17 protein-coding genes are annotated in these 17,833 nt (G+C 39.5%); 6 read left to right on the top strand and 11 right to left on the bottom strand.

Annotated elements, in window-relative coordinates:
* Positions 1-24 precede the first annotated feature (24 nt).
* Together AAEU28_RS08140 and AAEU28_RS08135 are read right to left on the bottom strand one after the other, a co-directional pair.
* Complete coding sequence (locus AAEU28_RS08140; protein WP_421963660.1) at positions 25-795, bottom strand: DUF4097 family beta strand repeat-containing protein; 771 nt, start codon at positions 793-795, stop codon at positions 25-27.
* A 410-nt stretch (positions 796-1,205) separates the two neighbouring features.
* Positions 1,206-1,583, bottom strand: a complete 378-nt coding sequence (locus tag AAEU28_RS08135; RefSeq protein ID WP_421963659.1) for a MerR family transcriptional regulator — start codon at positions 1,581-1,583, stop codon at positions 1,206-1,208.
* Between the two features lie 59 nt (positions 1,584-1,642).
* On the opposite strand from AAEU28_RS08135, the gene AAEU28_RS08130 reads away from it, so the two are divergent.
* Positions 1,643-2,494, top strand: a complete 852-nt coding sequence (locus AAEU28_RS08130; protein WP_421963658.1) for an alpha/beta fold hydrolase — start codon at positions 1,643-1,645, stop codon at positions 2,492-2,494.
* Between the two features lie 52 nt (positions 2,495-2,546).
* Here the strand turns inward: AAEU28_RS08130 and ppiC are convergent, their stop codons facing one another.
* The 3 genes from ppiC to AAEU28_RS08115 form a co-directional block, all read right to left on the bottom strand.
* Positions 2,547-2,825 carry a peptidylprolyl isomerase PpiC gene (ppiC, locus tag AAEU28_RS08125; protein ID WP_058028905.1) on the bottom strand — a complete coding sequence of 93 codons (279 nt, stop codon included), beginning with the start codon at positions 2,823-2,825 and terminating at the stop codon, positions 2,547-2,549.
* Between the two features lie 91 nt (positions 2,826-2,916).
* Positions 2,917-3,462: a hypothetical protein gene (locus tag AAEU28_RS08120; RefSeq protein ID WP_421963657.1), complete on the bottom strand. Its 546-nt coding sequence runs from the start codon at positions 3,460-3,462 to the stop codon at positions 2,917-2,919.
* A 485-nt stretch (positions 3,463-3,947) separates the two neighbouring features.
* Positions 3,948-5,420, bottom strand: coding sequence for a serine hydrolase (locus AAEU28_RS08115; protein ID WP_421963656.1), 1,473 nt, complete (start codon positions 5,418-5,420; stop codon positions 3,948-3,950).
* 688 nt (positions 5,421-6,108) lie between these two features.
* Between AAEU28_RS08115 and AAEU28_RS08110 the strand changes: the two genes are divergently transcribed.
* Positions 6,109-6,315, top strand: coding sequence for a hypothetical protein (locus AAEU28_RS08110; RefSeq protein WP_421963655.1), 207 nt, complete (start codon positions 6,109-6,111; stop codon positions 6,313-6,315).
* Positions 6,316-6,651: 336 nt separating this feature from the next.
* Positions 6,652-6,963: a hypothetical protein gene (locus AAEU28_RS08105; protein WP_421963654.1), complete on the top strand. Its 312-nt coding sequence runs from the start codon at positions 6,652-6,654 to the stop codon at positions 6,961-6,963.
* 66 nt (positions 6,964-7,029) lie between these two features.
* Here AAEU28_RS08105 and AAEU28_RS08100 read toward each other — a convergent pair whose 3' ends face one another.
* Both AAEU28_RS08100 and AAEU28_RS08095 read right to left on the bottom strand, forming a co-directional pair.
* The gene (locus AAEU28_RS08100; protein WP_421963653.1) at positions 7,030-8,022 is read right to left on the bottom strand and encodes a fatty acid desaturase; all 993 of its coding nucleotides are present in this window, start codon (positions 8,020-8,022) and stop codon (positions 7,030-7,032) included.
* A 515-nt stretch (positions 8,023-8,537) separates the two neighbouring features.
* Positions 8,538-8,975 (bottom strand): acyl-CoA thioesterase, encoded by a 438-nt coding sequence (locus AAEU28_RS08095; protein WP_421963652.1) that lies wholly within the window; start codon positions 8,973-8,975, stop codon positions 8,538-8,540.
* Positions 8,976-9,306: 331 nt separating this feature from the next.
* Here AAEU28_RS08095 and upp point away from each other — a divergent pair, with 331 nt between their 5' ends.
* The gene (gene upp / locus AAEU28_RS08090) at positions 9,307-9,936 is read left to right on the top strand and encodes a uracil phosphoribosyltransferase (RefSeq protein ID WP_421963651.1); all 630 of its coding nucleotides are present in this window, start codon (positions 9,307-9,309) and stop codon (positions 9,934-9,936) included.
* Positions 9,937-10,147: 211 nt separating this feature from the next.
* Here upp and AAEU28_RS08085 read toward each other — a convergent pair whose 3' ends face one another.
* The 4 genes from AAEU28_RS08085 to AAEU28_RS08070 all read right to left on the bottom strand — a co-directional run bounded on the left by AAEU28_RS08085 (position 10,148) and on the right by AAEU28_RS08070 (position 14,880).
* A complete protein-coding gene (locus AAEU28_RS08085) occupies positions 10,148-11,497 on the bottom strand; it encodes a hypothetical protein (protein ID WP_421963650.1) in 1,350 nt (449 codons plus the stop codon).
* A 24-nt stretch (positions 11,498-11,521) separates the two neighbouring features.
* Positions 11,522-11,686 (bottom strand): hypothetical protein, encoded by a 165-nt coding sequence (locus tag AAEU28_RS08080; RefSeq protein WP_421963649.1) that lies wholly within the window; start codon positions 11,684-11,686, stop codon positions 11,522-11,524.
* A 573-nt stretch (positions 11,687-12,259) separates the two neighbouring features.
* Complete coding sequence (locus AAEU28_RS08075) at positions 12,260-13,231, bottom strand: transposase (protein WP_421963648.1); 972 nt, start codon at positions 13,229-13,231, stop codon at positions 12,260-12,262.
* A gap of 677 nt (positions 13,232-13,908) precedes the next feature.
* A complete protein-coding gene (locus AAEU28_RS08070; RefSeq protein WP_421963648.1) occupies positions 13,909-14,880 on the bottom strand; it encodes a transposase in 972 nt (323 codons plus the stop codon).
* 211 nt (positions 14,881-15,091) lie between these two features.
* Here AAEU28_RS08070 and AAEU28_RS08065 point away from each other — a divergent pair, with 211 nt between their 5' ends.
* Positions 15,092-16,348, top strand: coding sequence for a hypothetical protein (locus AAEU28_RS08065; protein ID WP_421963647.1), 1,257 nt, complete (start codon positions 15,092-15,094; stop codon positions 16,346-16,348).
* Entirely contained in the window at positions 16,348-17,379 is a 1,032-nt protein-coding gene (locus AAEU28_RS08060; protein ID WP_421963646.1) for a hypothetical protein, read from the top strand. The genes AAEU28_RS08065 and AAEU28_RS08060 overlap by 1 nt, the downstream gene beginning before the upstream one ends.
* Positions 17,380-17,833: the final 454 nt, after the last annotated feature.

The following is a 17,833-nucleotide window of genomic DNA, read 5'->3' as shown; positions in this document are numbered from 1 at the left end:
AAGAGTATGCAGGTTTATTACCCCTTAAAGATTTTTAATACGAATAGAGCCGTTATTACTCGACAGTGTAACTTTGGCTTTACCCGAACCTATTTCGCCAGACAGCGTTTTTCGATTCGAACGACTTTTATCTACCTCTAAACCAAAGTTATTGCTAATAGAGCCGTTGTTCGACTTGGCTTTAATGCTGGCATCAATCGAATCAGGGAAATAAACCGTAATCGACCCATTTTGCGACTCAACATCCACATCACTAAGGTCTGTTAATTCATCGCTAAACGATAATTTAACAGAGCCGTTGTTGCTCTCTACACGCGTATTACCAGCAAGCCCTGTCGCCACCATACTGCCGTTATTTAAAGATGCGTTAACAGCTCCAGTCACGCCTTTGATAGATAACGAACCATTATTTAGCTCTACGTCATCTAACTCAATGTGCGCAGGCACATTAATAAAGTAATCTACCTTGGCATAGCCGCTATTATTCCAGCCAAACTGCTTAGCAAAGTGAGTTTCGATATCAATGGTATTGCCTCTTTGTGATAGCTCAACCTCAACCCTTTCCCTGCCCTCTTTGTCTTTACTGTAGATAGTTGCGGTTACAAGCACTTCGTCCTTGCCCCATGCTTCAATTTCTACTTTGCCATTGGTATTTTCAATTTGTAATTGCGTGCCTGCATCTGCTGAGAACGTCTTCTCCACAGTTTCAGTATAGCGTTGACCGTTATGGGCAAATACACTTGCAGAAGTTAGTGCACAAAGCGCGAATGCTAAGGTTGGTTTTAATAAATTCATGGTATTTCCTTTCTCTTAATCACCTGTCTTAACCAATAAGACGCAACCCGTTAAGGAAAGGTTTAAAAGTGCAAAATATACGTTGCGAAGCAAGGTTATTTTGCGCAAGGTGAAATAAGCAATTTTAACAAGCGATAAGATATACATCTTGCGAAGCAAGATTACTTTTTGTTCAAGGGCGACGAGTGACCGAAACGAAGTTTCGCAGCACGAGGAGGTGAGGGTATGGATACCCGATGGGCTTAGCTACATGGATGTATAACAACATAGCCTTAAAATTTTTCATTTTCAGTGCGCGCAGCAAGACTAGCGTTGAGCGTGAGGCCAAATCGTGCAAAATACATCTTTCAAAGCAAGCTTATTTTGCGCATCATAAATAAACCATTCTCATAGCCGCCAAGATAAGACCCTCATTTACCCGATAATTTCTCTAACTGCGCTCTATACTCACAACTTCCCTCTAACGTCTCTCTGATGTGTACTTTAAATTCATGCAACTTTTTAATTTTATTATCAATCTCTTGCTCTTTTTGCTTTAAGAAACTACTCATTTCAGACATAGTCAGTTGCCTTGAGAATAACAAATCGGCTAGTTGCTTTATTTCTTCTAAGGTAAAGCCAAGTTCTTTTGCATGCTTTATCAAGTTAAGTTGCTCAACATGGGTATCAGTATAATTTTTATAGCCATTTAAGCCTTTCTCTACATTGCTTAATAATCCCAGCTTTTCATAAAAACGAATGGTGTCTTTGCTCAGTCCTGTCTTTAAACATATTGCTTTAATTCTCATAACCCCTCTTGACCATAGAGTGTACTCCACGGTTTATGATAGAAATAAAAGGAGCGAATATGAAAACAAATTTCACGATTGCTTGTACAGACGGTAAGAAGCTTGCTGCTTCTAAATACACACCTGACAAAATGAACACTCATAAACTCATTGTGATCAACTCAGCGTTAGGCGTTAAACAGTCTTTTTATGAGCCTTTGGCTATGTACCTAAGTGAACATGGATTTACTGTCATAACTTGGGACCCAAGAGGTATCGGGTTATCGAGCCAAAGTAATATTAAAAACGATCAATCAAAGTTAAGGGAATGGGGGCAATTAGACTTAACAGCTCTTCTAGATTTAATCGCGGCAAAGCAATGGGCTGATTGGCAAAACATTACGCTAATCGGCCATAGCGCTGGAGGTCACTTAATTGGTTTATGCCCTCGCATCAAGTACCTTCAAAAAGTGATTTTAATTTGCTCAGGCACGTGCGCCTGGCATTTATACCCAAAAGTCCACCAGCCCAAATTGTTAATTGCATGGCATCTTGTTTTTCCACTTTTGTACAAAACCATTGGCTATGTGCCAAATAAATTTGGCATTGGTCATGCGCTCCCAAAAGGTGTCGCTCGGGATTGGAGAAAATGGAGCTTAAATAAAAATTATTTATTTGGAGATAATAGCCTTGGGGAGCACTTCTACACGAGTTACAAAGGCCAGTTAGATGCAATTGGTTTTAGTGATGATAACGGGTTTTCACCTAAAAAAACTATAGACGATTTAGTAAAGCGCTTCTCCTTCGCCGGTTCAAAAATAGAGATTTTTGAACCGAGCCAGTTTCAGAGAAAGTCAATTGGCCACTTCGGACTCTTTAAACCGAACAATAAACATATATGGGAGCAGCTCATACTCAATAAGCTGACTTAAAACATTTAAATATGAGCAAGCTAAGTGAGCAGAGTGAAACTCCGCTCACAAATTAGGTGCGATAAAGCACTTTTATCACATGCCAACCAAACTTAGTTTTAACCAACTGCGGCGTTAAAACTTCACAAGAAAAGCAGACTTTATCAAATTGCGGCACCATGGTTCCGCGTCTGAACTCTCCTAAATCACCGCCCTTTTTACCTGTCGGACAGTTAGAATACTTCTTTGCTAAAGTCTGAAACTTAGCGCCTTTTTTTAATTGCTTAAGAATGTCTTCTGCTTGCTCTTTATGCTTTACCAAAATATGCAAGGCATGTGCTGTACTGGCCATATACTCTCGATTTACGACTTGAAATTAACTCTAATAATATTGCGTATTATAACGAAAAATCATGACCACACGAACTTATGATTGCGCGACATTACTTAGTAAACAACCCAAAAGGTATGACTAACCCAACTTGCGCTGTTGTGTCTCGCTCTAACGACAAAAATACATCTACATTCACACCAATACCGATAAACTTACCAAATGTGGCAGAGGCATGAAGTGGAATACCTATGCTTGACCCCTCTTTTAAGTCACAGATATCACTAGAGCCTAACAAGCCATCCTGATAGTGCTCACAGTTTTTAGACCATGTACCATCGCCGTAACCTAATCCAGCACCCGCATCAACATAACCCCAGCTATAAGGCATAGAAACAAATCGAGTGACGCCATACACTTTAAATTCAGCATCATGGCGTGTCTTTGTTACTCGATTCAAATTTGTGGTGCCGAAGAACTCTTCTTCAGTGTAGTTCGAATGAACAAACGCCCAGCCTGTGTCGTTGTCTCTTACTTTAATTTTAAACGAGCTGCCATACTGAAGCCCTTCACTGTATTCCAGCCAATATCTATCATATTCAGCCTGAGCAGCTGAAGAGAGTAAACATAGGCCTATTGCTGAAAGTAATTTTTTCATGCGTCCTTTCTTCCTTTAAATATTGTTGAGGTTCATAGGCATAACAGACATCCAGAGAATCTATGTTGCGCTTATGCAGAAGACCAAAACCACTCATCATTATTAATTGATAAATAGCAATGATTTACGCGCGCAAATATAACAGCCACACCAACTTAGGTACAAGTGATAACGTGTGCAAAATACACGTTATAAGTGCAAAGGATTTATGACTACGAGCGCAGCAAGTACATGCTCTTTGCGCAAGCTGAATTAAGCAGTTTTAAAAAGAACCTAGACATGCTCAGGCTACAGAGATGTAATACCAACCTTTATTTCGAATTTACTTTGCGCGGGGTAAACCCGCGCTTACAAACCAAAACTTAACTTGCTGTAGGCGCCGACTTTATGTCGCGCTTTATGAGTTGTAAAAATGCAATATTTACCAACCTTCTTAAGACCTAAAGGATTAACCAAAGCTCAGGCTTATTAGAGTCACTTACCCCTTATAACTTCGCACCATTTAATTTTGCCAACTGCTGCTTAGCTGAAGCAAAGTTTGGGTCTATTTCTAATGCTTGCTTTAAACGTGCTGTCGCTGCCCTTTTTTGGCCATTTGAAATTAACGCTTCAGCCAGGCTATCTAATGCATTTGGCGACTTGGGAAAAGCTTCAACATTTAATTCAAAAGCAGCAATTGCAGCTTGAACATGCTCTTCTTGTAACAATACATAACCTAAGTCATTCAATTGACCTTCAGAGAAATCATACCCTGCTGCTTGATTGGCCTTTAATTGATGATATGTACTCATTGCCTTGTTGATATCTTGCTTAAACACGCCATAAAGTGCTTGTGAAATAGGCTGCTGAACAAATTCATACGTCTGGCCTGCCAAAATCGCATCAACGGCTATTTCATTGGCATCTACACTGTCATCTTGCCCATTGTTGGTCAGTAAAATAATTGTGCGATTATCTTCAATTTGACGCGTATAAATCGATTTAAATGCACGCCAATGACCACTGTGCCCGACCTTTTGCTGATTAAAAGCATCCGTTTTTAGCATAAATCCAAAGCCATATTCTTTGGTTTTGCCATCTGTTGTTTTAGTCACTTGTGTGGCTGCTTGCCACGTCTTTGGGTTTAAAAGCTTATGGCTATGTAGCGCTTGATCCCAAGCATAAAGATCGCTGGTTGTTGAATAGATCCCTCCCATTCCTTCGATATCAAAAAATGGAATTTGGTCAAATGCACGTTGAGTGCCATTAATTTGCTGACGAAAACCGTATACACGCTCGGTTAATTTATGCTCTGTTTTGCTTGTACGGCTTACCGACTGTGTCATTTTCAGAGGTGTAAAAATGTTGCTTTGTAAAAACTCGCCATAACTTTGCTTTGAGATCTTAGACACCAAAGTCGCTAACACGACATATCCGGTATTACTGTAACGCCACTGTGCGCCTGGCTGAAACATCGCCTCTGGGGCTTGGTCTATTAATGCATCTAGCACGGTATTTTGGTCAAGACTCGTTGTTACTTTCCCCTGACGGTACAAGCTTGTTAAGTAAGGCATCATATCAGCAATACCAGATGTATGATTAAGCAGGTGTTTGATGGTGATCTGCTCATACGGAAAATCAGGGATATGCTGAATGACTTTATCTTCAAAATTAAGTTTGCCCTGCTCTTGAAGCATCATAATGGCGACCGCTGTAAACTGCTTTGAAATCGAGCCAATATCAAATTGGTGTGAAGTTGAAAGCGGCATTTCACCTTTATGGTTAACACCCATAGCTTGGTGATATAACACTTTTCCGTCTTCAGCCACCAAGAAGCTACCATTACAAAGTTGTGCCTTATGACACTGTTTAAAATAGGATTTTAATGTTTCAACTCTTGAGTCCTGATCAGCCATTGCTGATTGACTACTAAAAAACATTACACTGCTTACTAAGCTAGAAAGGATAAACTTGTTCATATTAATTCTCGATTATTATTGAATTCGTAGTAATCAATTAACAAGTATCAGACCAACATTTTAAACCTTATTTATCAATAAGCTATAAGAAAACTTATTCTTTTTACCTTTTTTAGTGTCGCTATATCGGAACATAAAACATGTGCAGTGTGTCACTTTCGAGACACACTTTGAGGCCATTTAAGAGTGTATTCACAGCAATATAATTTTTTGCTTACGTAGCAAAATCGACACAGTCAAACCAAAGATAAAATGAATTACCTCTAAATAAACTAAACAGAGGTATTCCCATAATGAGGGGAGGAAATCATAGTGCTGCGCTTTTAGTTTTGATCGAACGACCTCACATTTCGTATCAAAAGGTTAATCAAGAGGATTAGATTAATGAGAATACGCCACAAACTCTGCGCACAATGCCAACAAAACAAGCCTGTTATGTACCGATGCCGCTATAACGGCAACATTGAATGGCAATTTGTCTGTGGCCCTTGCTTACTCGTCATCAAGAAGCAGTATTTTGAAACATATCAATACGGTGGGACTTGGAAAGCAAAAAAGAAGTGAGGGTACGACCGAACTTAGTTGCAAAATCGATAACGAAAAGTTGCAATAAAGTTTAAGAGGATCAAATATGTTCACTGTTCGATAAATTATCGACGCCAAGCATTTTAAAAATTCAAAGGAAATAATGATGAACTTAAAACTAGCTAAAAAGAGAATAAAGTCTTTGAGTCAAGATTCAAAACAGCTACCTGTATTTGTTACTAAAAACATTGCCGGTGGTAAAATCACTGATGACTATCCGATGACTAAAGCTGCAATGACCTGCCCTGAGCCAACAAAGGATTTACCTACTCCTTTCCCTAAAACTGTTACTGACCCTTCAACAAATTAGTAACTTTTTTGAAGTGTTGCACATTAAGGGAGCTCAATAAGCTCCCTTTGTAGAATTGCGAGTTTAAACACTTAAAATTACAGTTAATCATTCATCTCGTATTTGCTTAGCTTACTCATTCAGTACCCCCTTCAACCCCCTCAATTTTTCAAAACCTGAAATACTCATTAACTTTCAAAAAATTGACACCATAAAAACCATTTTTCATTTGCTCATTATTAAATGTGGTTACTCTTTTATTTTTATGTACTTACGCACAAAATTTGAGTCAACTTTTAAACTGGTTTAAAAAATGCATATTACTATTCACTAACACTCATTAAACAGGTAAGCACCATGAATCATAATGATAGTAAAGTTTATGTATTGAGCGGATATGCTAAATGCTCGACAGCTAACAGCGAAAAATACAAAGAAGGTAATCAGCATTCTATCGGTTTATTAACTACCGACGAAAATTATCAAGAGAACATTACGCAGCTTGAAGCTTTCGTTAGAGGCTTTGGTTGGGACTCTATTTCGTTTTGCATGGTAGAAGAAGTTGATGACATTAACGCTTTAACAAACGATGTTTTAATATCAAGCTTCATTCGCGCCAAAGAGAACGGTCAGTCTTTAGTTGTGAATGATTTACCTATCGCAGTTTGATAATGCAATTATTGCCTGTTGCGCAAGTGAAAATATACAGCTTGCGCAACCATAAAGTCACCCCTATCAACCTTTTTCTAAATAACGATTCGCGTACCTTAAGCTCTGCAAATCATTAAAACGTACACCATGCTGAGCCATAACTGGCTGTATTTTCTTACTAATTAACTGGCGGATATAAAATGGTTGATTCGGCACAAAGTGATGAATGGTGTGCGTACGGCCAAAATCAAAACAGAAAAGCTGGAAAGGCAAAAACCAACGACTGCTGATCACATGTGTTTGCTCTAGCAGGTTAGTCACACCACCATAGTAATGCATTGAAGAAGTTACAAAATTCAGTGACGTTGAGCGGATCATGTTCGGGACAATCAGTACCACCATTAAAAACTCAGCCACTGCAAGAATATCTGCGCCCCAAAGAGGCAATTCAAACGGCTGAATAAGCTGTACTACATGATAAGTAATCACGCCATATAAAATCGCAAAATAGGCCGAGGTGATCGGAAAGCCAGCATTAAATACCTGCAAAAACTTAAAGCCTTTGATCTCTTTGCTAAAACGCTTAGAGTTAATCAGTAAACCAAGCAGCCCATCCATGATCACTACCGCTCGTAAAAATGGTGACTTGATACCATTACCGACTAAACGCTCTTCTAAATCTTGCTCAGTGCCAGACACCTTGTGGTGGTGGAGGTGTATTTGCCTGCGATACCAAGGATTAACCGTATTGGGTCGCATCAACCATACTGTCAACATCATAAAATTATGTATAGATGGTCGATTACTAAAGTATTGTTTGTGAATCAGGTCGTGCTCTAACTCATGAGAAATAGAGGTAATGAAAGCCCCTAAAACAATACATAACCAAGCAGGAATAAGCGCAAAGTAGTAAAGCGTACCAACGCCAATGAGTGAAAAAAGTGACAGCAACATAATTACCATCGCAATACTGTCTTGTTGATTAAGAATTGGGTAACGTGCCCTGAGCGATTGTTCTTCGGCTTTAATCGCAGTCACAATGGTTTTGATATTCTGCTTCGCGGTTAATTTTGACATTGAAAATATAACTAACTTCTTGGTGCCAAGATCATAGCGTAAAGGCAACATTCCCTCGACTAATTGCGGTGGAACTAAGTGCAAAATACACGTTGCGTAGCAAGGTTACTTTTGCGCAAGGGTGACGAGTGAGCGAAACGAAGTTTCGCAGCACAAGGAAGTGAGGGTATGGATACCCGATGGGCGTAGCTACATGGATGTAATACAGCACTGCTCTTAAACTTTTCATTTACAGTGCGCGCAGCAAGACTAGCGTTGAGCGTGAGGCCTCGGATGGCCGAACCGGACCCAAGCTACATGGATGTAATACCACGCCAATTTTGTTTCAAAATTTTTCCCGCAATGCGAAGTAAACCATTTTCAAAAACTACTGATACTGCATCTAGCTACATTGCGTATTTTACTCAGCATAATTTTGTTATGACCGAAACGAAGAAACTCAGCCTGAAGAGGTGGGAATAAGAATACCTAAAAAGCAAAGCTCAATAAGTATCCCCCGCCTCCACCAACAAAACCTATTGAGCAACATCCATTTCATACTGCTTAAGTATAGCCAGCATATTCTCTGGAATTGGTGATTTTTGCCCGGTTTTCATATTAAACATCACCACATTCGCATACCCTGTTGTACAGATTGCCTGCTGAGACTCACTAAACGCTTCATAACGCATAGTAAAGCGATCTTCCTTAATGTCAGTAATATACGAGCCAATGTGCAAGGTATCGGGGAAAGTCACTGGACGCTTGTATTGCGCGTATGTATCGCGTAATACAGGGCTATGCGTCGGTTCAGATAAAACAGATAACAGTCCAGTTTGCTGTAAAAAGTCGATCCGCGCGGTTTCAAAGTAGCGAAAATACGACACATTGTTTACATGTCCCAACGCATCCATTTCACCCCACACCACCTTTACTTTAGTGGTGATTGCAAACTTCTCGAAAAACTCCTGCATGATATTGCCCTTTTATAGTTATTTGTTTTAAAGTAAAAACTCATCGTACCAGTATAGTGGTGCAAAATACACGTTGCGAAGCAAGGTTACTTTTGCGCAAGGTGAAATGAGTTATTTTAAAAACTGCTGAGTTTACATCTAGCTAGAAGGTGCAAAGGGTTAATGACTGCGAGCGAAGTGAGCACATTCTCTTTGCGCAAGGTGAAATAAGCCAAGGGCAAGAACTAATCTGTTCTTAAGATTGTGCATTTAAATTCTCTAATAGAATTTATCGTTCCCTCCCCTTCTTGTTAGACTTAACTAAATTATAAAAACTTGTTTAGGGCACAACATGAGCGTTGCTGAAGTTAAGCACCCATTAATTTCTCACAAGATGGGACTGTTACGAACACACGATATTAGCGTTAAAGCATTTCGTGAATTGGTATCTGAAATTGGCAGTTTATTAACCTTTGAAGCAACACGAGATTTACCGCTAGAAGAGACCACCACCACTTCTTGGCAAGGTGATATCACCACGCAACAACTAGCTGGTAAAAAACTAACCTTGGTTCCTATCTTAAGAGCTGGGCTGGGTTTAAATGAAGGTGTGCTATCCATTATTCCATGTGCCAGAGTCTCAGTGGTTGGCCTTTATCGAGATGAAGAAACCCTAGAGCCTGTTCCCTACTTTGAAAAACTCACTTCTGATTTAGATAAACGTGTCGCCTTGGTAGTAGACCCAATGTTAGCAACCGGAGGCTCAATGATCGCGACCATTGATTTATTAAAAAAGCATGGCGTAAAAGAGATTAAAGCCATGGTTTTAGTGGCCGCCCCTGAGGGTATTCAAGCGCTGAAAGAGGCTCACCCTGATGTCACGCTTTATACAGCCAGTGTCGATGAAAAGCTCAATGAGCAAGGTTACATTATACCGGGTCTTGGTGATGCGGGTGATAAGATATTTGGGACTAAGAAGTAAAGGATGTAAGTAAAGCTCTGTGAAATAAACAACCTCAATCAATGGGGTCACAATCAATGGGGTCAGAGTCATTGATTTCATACTTAAACAACTTCATATTTAAGCATAGTTAAGTAAAAAGCCGAGGTTTAGAGTAACTCGGCTTGAATAAACAGCTTATATATCACTGAAATTGAATTGGGTCTTGTTAAGTTTAGTGAGGTTCAAAAAACTATTGTAATTGAGTAAGGAGCGGGTCATTTTCATCCAAAGTTTTATTTCTTACTTTTGCTTCTAGCAATAAGCGAACTTTGGTGAGCTTCTTTTGCATTTTGTCTTCGGTTGCGCCAACAATATGCTTTTCCAAACCCCAAGTCATCAAAAATAACTCAAAGGTGGTGTAGGTGATAAGTAAAGTATCCATCATTTTATCTAATACGATATTAACGTCTTGCTTCTGACCGCCGCGTTCATATTTTTGCCTTGCATCACCCACATATAATGCAATGGCGCTGAGCAACTCTTTACCCACGGCTCCACCAGCGACATTAATACCAGCAGCGCCCAATTTCGTCACTCCTGAGGCAGACACCGAACCTACGATACTCGCCACGACACCTAATAGACTTTCTAGAGTCCATAAAATGCCGCTATAGAATTTTTGATACCACGCTAGATCCAAACTAGATGAATCAAAGTGATAGCTTTTGGTCATCATGCGCATCTGTCGATAAGAGACAACCAATAAGTTTTCAACTGCTTTTAGTTTATCTAAGTAACGGGTTTTACCAATACTTTCTTCTGTTGGGGTACCAAATGCGCCATTTTTATTAGATAAATTTATAATTAACCCTTCATAGGCAAGCCTTGCTTTTTTGTTCGCATTTGAATATCCACCCATAGTGTATAAAGCGAACACTGAATTATCGTAAGCGATAGCTGGCCACTCTACATTTACGATAGCTTTAATTGTTGCTGCTAGCTTATTGGTAATACAAAGCATCATTTCAAAGTTATTTTTAGTCATAGCTGAGTCTTCGGTATAAAAGCCACCCACAGAAGGAGGGATAATTGATTTATCGCCTTTTTCCAGTTTAGCTATTTCTTCACTGAAGCCCTTGGTGCTAAATAACCCCCAAAGCTCTGATTTTCTATAGTTATTCCATGGATAACCTACGTCGCTTGTTAACGACTTATTTTTATCTTCAATTTTTCCGTTATCGTTAATTTCATTGATGATGGAGTAGTTTTTAGCAAGCCCTATCCAACCCGTGCCTCTATCAAGATAAAAGTCGAACGCATTTGGTGCGTTGTTATACTTTGAATCGATTCCGCCCTGAGTTTGTTGATTTTTCTTATCCCAATCCCTGAAATTACTTTTTGATTTATCGAATTTCATGTTTTTACAACTGAGTAATGCTGGAGCCCATAAACCCTCTCTTCGCTCAGTAGCCACCCCGTCTGGATCTTTGACTAACTTCTCCAAGTCCTCTTTAAACACCTCATATAAGGTATCTTGCTCTGTATAAATTTGACTAAGCACATGTTTTAACTTGCCATTGTTAAAAATAAATAATCTCATCTCGTAGCTCTCCTTCTGCTCATTTTACTCATCGTCGTCAATCAAATTTTGCAGTAGCCAATAATCTCCGCCATTGTTTTGCTCACGGATCAAACTGGTCAGTGCAGCCGGTAGATTGAGCTTTTGTAAATCGTCAGATGGCTGAGCTTCCAAGCCATTATATTGTTGTGACATAGGATTTGAATTCATTGGACTGTACTCATAGATCAACATTAAATTGAGTACTGAAAGTAACTTAGTCAGGCTTAGAACACTCGGTGGAATTAACTTAAAACTTGGGGTAATCGAAAAGGGGTTGTTAAAACTGGTTCAGTTCAATGGGGTCAGAGTCATTGATTTGTTATTTCGACTTCAAAAACGCCTCTGATTTCCTATCTCCGCCTTTTGGGAAAGGCGAGGCTCTTCTACCCGACAATTCCTCAACTTTTTGTTTGAATTTATCATTGCCAAGTACCCACATTTTATCGGTTGCTGTTTTTATTTCCTCTAACGTATAAGGCGGAATGTCTCTTTCAAATAATGCGCGGTAATGTGCTTGCCTATTTTCTGGGTGAGTACTAGATGTTTTAAGAGGACAGCCACTTTAATTTTTAAAAACAGAAAGCCAACAACAAAGTCTGTATGCAGACTAACCAATTCAAATATCTAAACCCAAAAAGGTAAGTAAATGATTAAAAACCAAGGGGGGTGACGTAAAAGTATAATTAATCAACGTGGCTACCGGTAAACAACCAAGTAAGTACAAATAAGGGTATGAGATATTTAGGTAAAAAGCCTTTGGCATTGAGTTAAATTGCTGCGCCGCTTTAATTGTACATGATCACAATAGCTTTGCAGTGACTGTTCACGCCCTACTGCCCCTCTAAAAGACTTGGTAAATTGCGTGGTAAGTTTTAGCCAGTTTTCAGGGCAAATATTTAACCTAGCTAAAATAGGCTGAGAGGAGTCGATTGAACCTCTTTTATCTGCCCGTATACACTGCCCTGTTTGCTCTACCAGCTGTAGATAATTCTTAAATTCAAAAGGCAGACCTTTAGGCATATGTTTTCTGGGACTACCTGAGAAGCGAAGTAAACTCTTGGGCTGCTTTCCCTCTTTTGCTGATTCTATGCGTTTTTTAATGCTCGTATGCTCTGATGTTTCTGGCGTTTTCGCCATCTTAGCGCGAATAGGATTTAAATCTACATAAGCCATACACGCAGCTAAGGCGGCTTCGTCTAATAGCGCTTGTGATTTAAAGCGGCCTTCCCAAAATCGGCCTGTGCAGTTGTCTTCTTTATTAGCTTTTCGGGCGATATGCTCATTTAAAACCCGCATAAACCAACTGATATCAGACAAACGATGTCTTAACTCTTTTATTTCTCTTGCTAAAAAGAATTGCTGGCCTTTATCTAACTTTTCACCAGCCAAAAACTTCTGGGTATGGAGCGTGCCTTTAAACAGTTTATGCCAACGGATTAGCACAGCTTTATCACAAAGCCTGTTTGCTTTTTTATCGTCTGCATACAATACAAAGTGGGTGTGATTACTCATAACCGCATACGCACATACATCAATACAAAATACTTTAGATATCTGTTGCAGTTTATCTTCTATCCACTGTCTGCGATGCTCGTAAGATTTGCCCGTATGCGCATCTTCACCACACAAATAGGCACGACGCACACAACGTGAAATGCAGTGGTAGTACTTGGTATCTTGCAAGCTCACTTGCTGCTCTCGCGCCTTTGTCATTGTATGTGCCCAGAAATCTGTGTCATTTCAGTAGAATATTAAAAAGCAGGAATGACACACTGTACTGGTCAAGTCCAACCGGACACGAGACTGTAAAAAATTCTGTGTAACTGTTTATTATTGAAACCCTTACGGTTAAGGATAAACAATTATGAAAGGTCAAAGGGGTCAAGAATTGATCTTATATCTTTATGAACTACCTTTAACTTAGACCTTACTGTTGAAGGTATCAGCAAATGCCTCGCCCCTTAAGATTTGAATACGAAGGCGCTTTTTACCGATTCTTTTTTATCGTCAAATTCCCTCTTTCCAGTCTCGCTAATCAACTTTTATTCGTTTCACATTTTCCTCTCAAATCGAAAAATTATTCTAGGTTCAAGGCGAGCTGGCTTTTCTTGCCGCCTAAAACCAAAGCTCTGCAGTAAGCTTTGAGAAGCATAGTTGTTGTCGAACACATCGGCATACAGCTGGGTTAGATGTTTTAAGAGGACAGCCACTTTAATTTTTAAAAACAGAAAGCCAACAACAAAGTCTGTATGCAGACTAACCAATTCAAATATCTAAACCCAAAAAGGTAAGTAAATGATTAAAAACCAAGGGGGGTGACGTAAAAGTATAATTAATCAACGTGGCTACCGGTAAACAACCAAGTAAGTACAAATAAGGGTATGAGATATTTAGGTAAAAAGCCTTTGGCATTGAGTTAAATTGCTGCGCCGCTTTAATTGTACATGATCACAATAGCTTTGCAGTGACTGTTCACGCCCTACTGCCCCTCTAAAAGACTTGGTAAATTGCGTGGTAAGTTTTAGCCAGTTTTCAGGGCAAATATTTAACCTAGCTAAAATAGGCTGAGAGGAGTCGATTGAACCTCTTTTATCTGCCCGTATACACTGCCCTGTTTGCTCTACCAGCTGTAGATAATTCTTAAATTCAAAAGGCAGACCTTTAGGCATATGTTTTCTGGGACTACCTGAGAAGCGAAGTAAACTCTTGGGCTGCTTTCCCTCTTTTGCTGATTCTATGCGTTTTTTAATGCTCGTATGCTCTGATGTTTCTGGCGTTTTCGCCATCTTAGCGCGAATAGGATTTAAATCTACATAAGCCATACACGCAGCTAAGGCGGCTTCGTCTAATAGCGCTTGTGATTTAAAGCGGCCTTCCCAAAATCGGCCTGTGCAGTTGTCTTCTTTATTAGCTTTTCGGGCGATATGCTCATTTAAAACCCGCATAAACCAACTGATATCAGACAAACGATGTCTTAACTCTTTTATTTCTCTTGCTAAAAAGAATTGCTGGCCTTTATCTAACTTTTCACCAGCCAAAAACTTCTGGGTATGGAGCGTGCCTTTAAACAGTTTATGCCAACGGATTAGCACAGCTTTATCACAAAGCCTGTTTGCTTTTTTATCGTCTGCATACAATACAAAGTGGGTGTGATTACTCATAACCGCATACGCACATACATCAATACAAAATACTTTAGATATCTGTTGCAGTTTATCTTCTATCCACTGTCTGCGATGCTCGTAAGATTTGCCCGTATGCGCATCTTCACCACACAAATAGGCACGACGCACACAACGTGAAATGCAGTGGTAGTACTTAGTATCTTGCAAGCTAACTTGCTGCTCTCGTGCCTTTGTCATTGTATGTGCCTACTTAAAAGTCTTTAGTTTAAAAGTAGGCGATGGATATTTATTGGTCAATTTTTGAGGTGGGTGTCCTGTTTAATTTTTATGCAAGACCTGACCCCGTTGATTTTCATTTTGTTTGATTTTTATTCCGTTGATTTTACTTGTAATTGGAATACCTATCCCCATATAAATTATAACGTTTCACAAAAAAGTAGTAATGGATATGGACAATAAAGTACAGGGAGCTTGGCTAGTTCACCACTCCGCAAAATTAAAAAACGTAACTAATGGTGACCTTGAATTTGAACAAATAAGCTTTGCGGGAAAGTGCGGAACTTTATTATCAAGCCTTTCCGCGGATAGTCAGAAGCAAATACCTGACAGTTCAGTGCAAGCTCTAGCAAGAGCGGCAAATATTCACCCAAAACTTGAACTACCCGGTATAATCAGTGAGCTTGAAAATCAAAAGCTTATTCTTAAAGGTGAAGGTGGGATAGAAGTTCTTGGTATGACGTCGTCTAATACCTTAGAGCACACTTTCAGAATATTTGATGAATCCAGTCCCCACCCAAAAGAAAAAGCAGCCATTGAGCTCGCAGAGAAATGTTCAGACCTTCCTATCCGAGAAAAAGAAGCCAAGGAATATATATCTGATTCATACAAATTGAATAACTCAGATACTGAAATTTTATTTAAAAATAGCGAGTGCATTGGATTTGTGGACTCGGAGCAAGCCTATGGCAACAACAAACTACTGTTTAATGGCAATTTATTTAGAATCGAAGATACAAAAAAAACCTACGCAGTTCTCAATTCATTAAGTGATGCTGAAGCATCCAAAATTAATGAAATCAATGGCCTTTTACAAAAAGATGGTTGCATAAGCGTTAATTTAGCAAAAAGAGTCCTTGGAGAAGACTTATTTGCAAAAGTTCACTCTATTGCACTGTTTGACGTCAATACTATCGGGAATGAGTCCGGCACTCACGAATTTCTTACAAAACCGTCAGCATTCAACAAGTTTTCGACTAAGGCAATTGACGACGCCTTTGACTTGGCTAAAGCGTTTGTTACATCATTGACTTACGGTATGAAACAAAGTCACTCTGGAAGAGGTCGTATACAAATGATTAACCTGCTGGTTGGTAAGCTTCTCAGAGGTGAATGGATTGGCCCGGCAACAGCCATTGGCCATGACTACCAAGCGTTAGAACTTAAGGGTGTTGTTAAGGTTGAAAAAACTAGTAATGGTCTCTTTAGAATGAAACTGGAGAAAAAAGAAGTTGGTCGATTAGCGCTTCAGGTTATAAATGACGGCGATGCCAGCGAAAGCTCATTGGATGCTCTACCTGCTGCCAACGTTTCAATTTATCAGCCCCCCGAAACAGCTAGGGAGCTAGAACGGAAAGATCAAACACCACAACTGAAGCAAAATATCAGTGAAATTTTGGACCAATTGAGAACTGGCGGAATCAAATAATGGCAACGAACAATTTACCAAAGGGCGAACAAGCAGAAGAGCTATTACGCCAATATTTTTTAAGTTTAGGTTATTTTGTTGTACGCTCGATTGATTGCAAATACCAAGGGTATGATGTGACCGACGTCGATTTATGGCTATATTCTAGGCCATCTCCAATATCTAGAGAGAGAACGAATGTAGACGTCAAAATGAAAAAAACACCGCAAGCACTTGAACGGATTTTTTGGACTAAAGGTTTGCAAAATGTATTGGGGCTAGAAAAGTGTGTTGTCGCAACAACAGATAAACGATCCCATATTGTAGACTTTGGTGTTGAAAATGATGTTCTGGTTTTTGACGGTAACTTCATGACAAAGCTCAATTCCTCGGAGCGCTACTCAACACATAGAGTTACAGAAAACGAGCTATTTGAAATCATAGAAAACGCTAGATGCGGTGAAATAGATGGCGACTGGAAGAAAAAATACATTACATCCAAGTCTACTTTATTGAATGAATTGAATTTCGACGGCGCTAATCATATTCTGAAGAATGTAGGCTATTTCTTAGAGCAACTATCACTCGGAATAGCACCTGAAGCTAGCTTAAGGCTATTGTACGTCTCGCTTGCCCATTTTTTACTTTGTATTGACTATTTAACCAAAGATATAAGCTACAAAGAACCGAAAGAAAGGCATAACTTTATCAGTAATGGGATTAGATATGGTGAACAAGGTGAATCAAAAGCTTTAGATTTGATTTCAACATCATCCAAGCTAATTTCCTCATTCTCATTAGGCACTGAAATTAGCGCCAAAAGCATTGAAAAAATGGTTCTACAGCAGTATCAAACTATCCCCTCTGAGCTACTTGCAGAATATTTTTCAAACACAAAAGTAATGAAAAACTTATTTAGTCAAGCTAAAGCATTTGAAAGCTTAGCAATGAGGAAAGAACTAATTTCACCAAATTCACTGGAGGGTGAACTTCAAGCTGACATTGGCTTGCTTTGTGACTTCTTTGGGTTAGATAGAAGAAAGCTCTTATGATACATTGTTCGTAAAACCAACAGGCAACTCCCCTCCCCCTTATATCACGCCTGAAAATAAGTAATTGATGAGTAATGTGCTCGCATGGATGCGAGCCAAGCCATGATTTCGCCAAGGATGGGAAAGAGAAAGGCTCTGCAATAGTTAAAATTACTCCTTTAACCTTGCGCAAAAGTAACCTTGCTTCGCAACGTATATTTTGCACCTTCATCAATCGCATTATTTGAAGATTTAGCGTGATGGAGGGGCTCCGTGGGGTGACGAGTGACCGAAACGAAGTTTCGCAGCGCGAGGAAGTGGAGGCATGGATGCCGACAGGCAGAAGCTTCATGGATGAATTTCTGCACATTATTAAATTGAAATACTTGCCGCCCTTTGGTTGCCGTCGCCAACGCGACAAAAAGTTAAGTTGAAGACAGGTGGTGAACAAAACATAGATTCTGAAACAAATTCA

It is taken from the genome of Pseudoalteromonas sp. SS15 (genome assembly GCF_049257195.1).
Classification (GTDB): Bacteria; Pseudomonadota; Gammaproteobacteria; order Enterobacterales; family Alteromonadaceae; genus Pseudoalteromonas.
The sequence above is the reverse complement of the archived record's forward strand: the minus strand, read 5'-3'. Positions and strand labels throughout refer to the sequence as shown.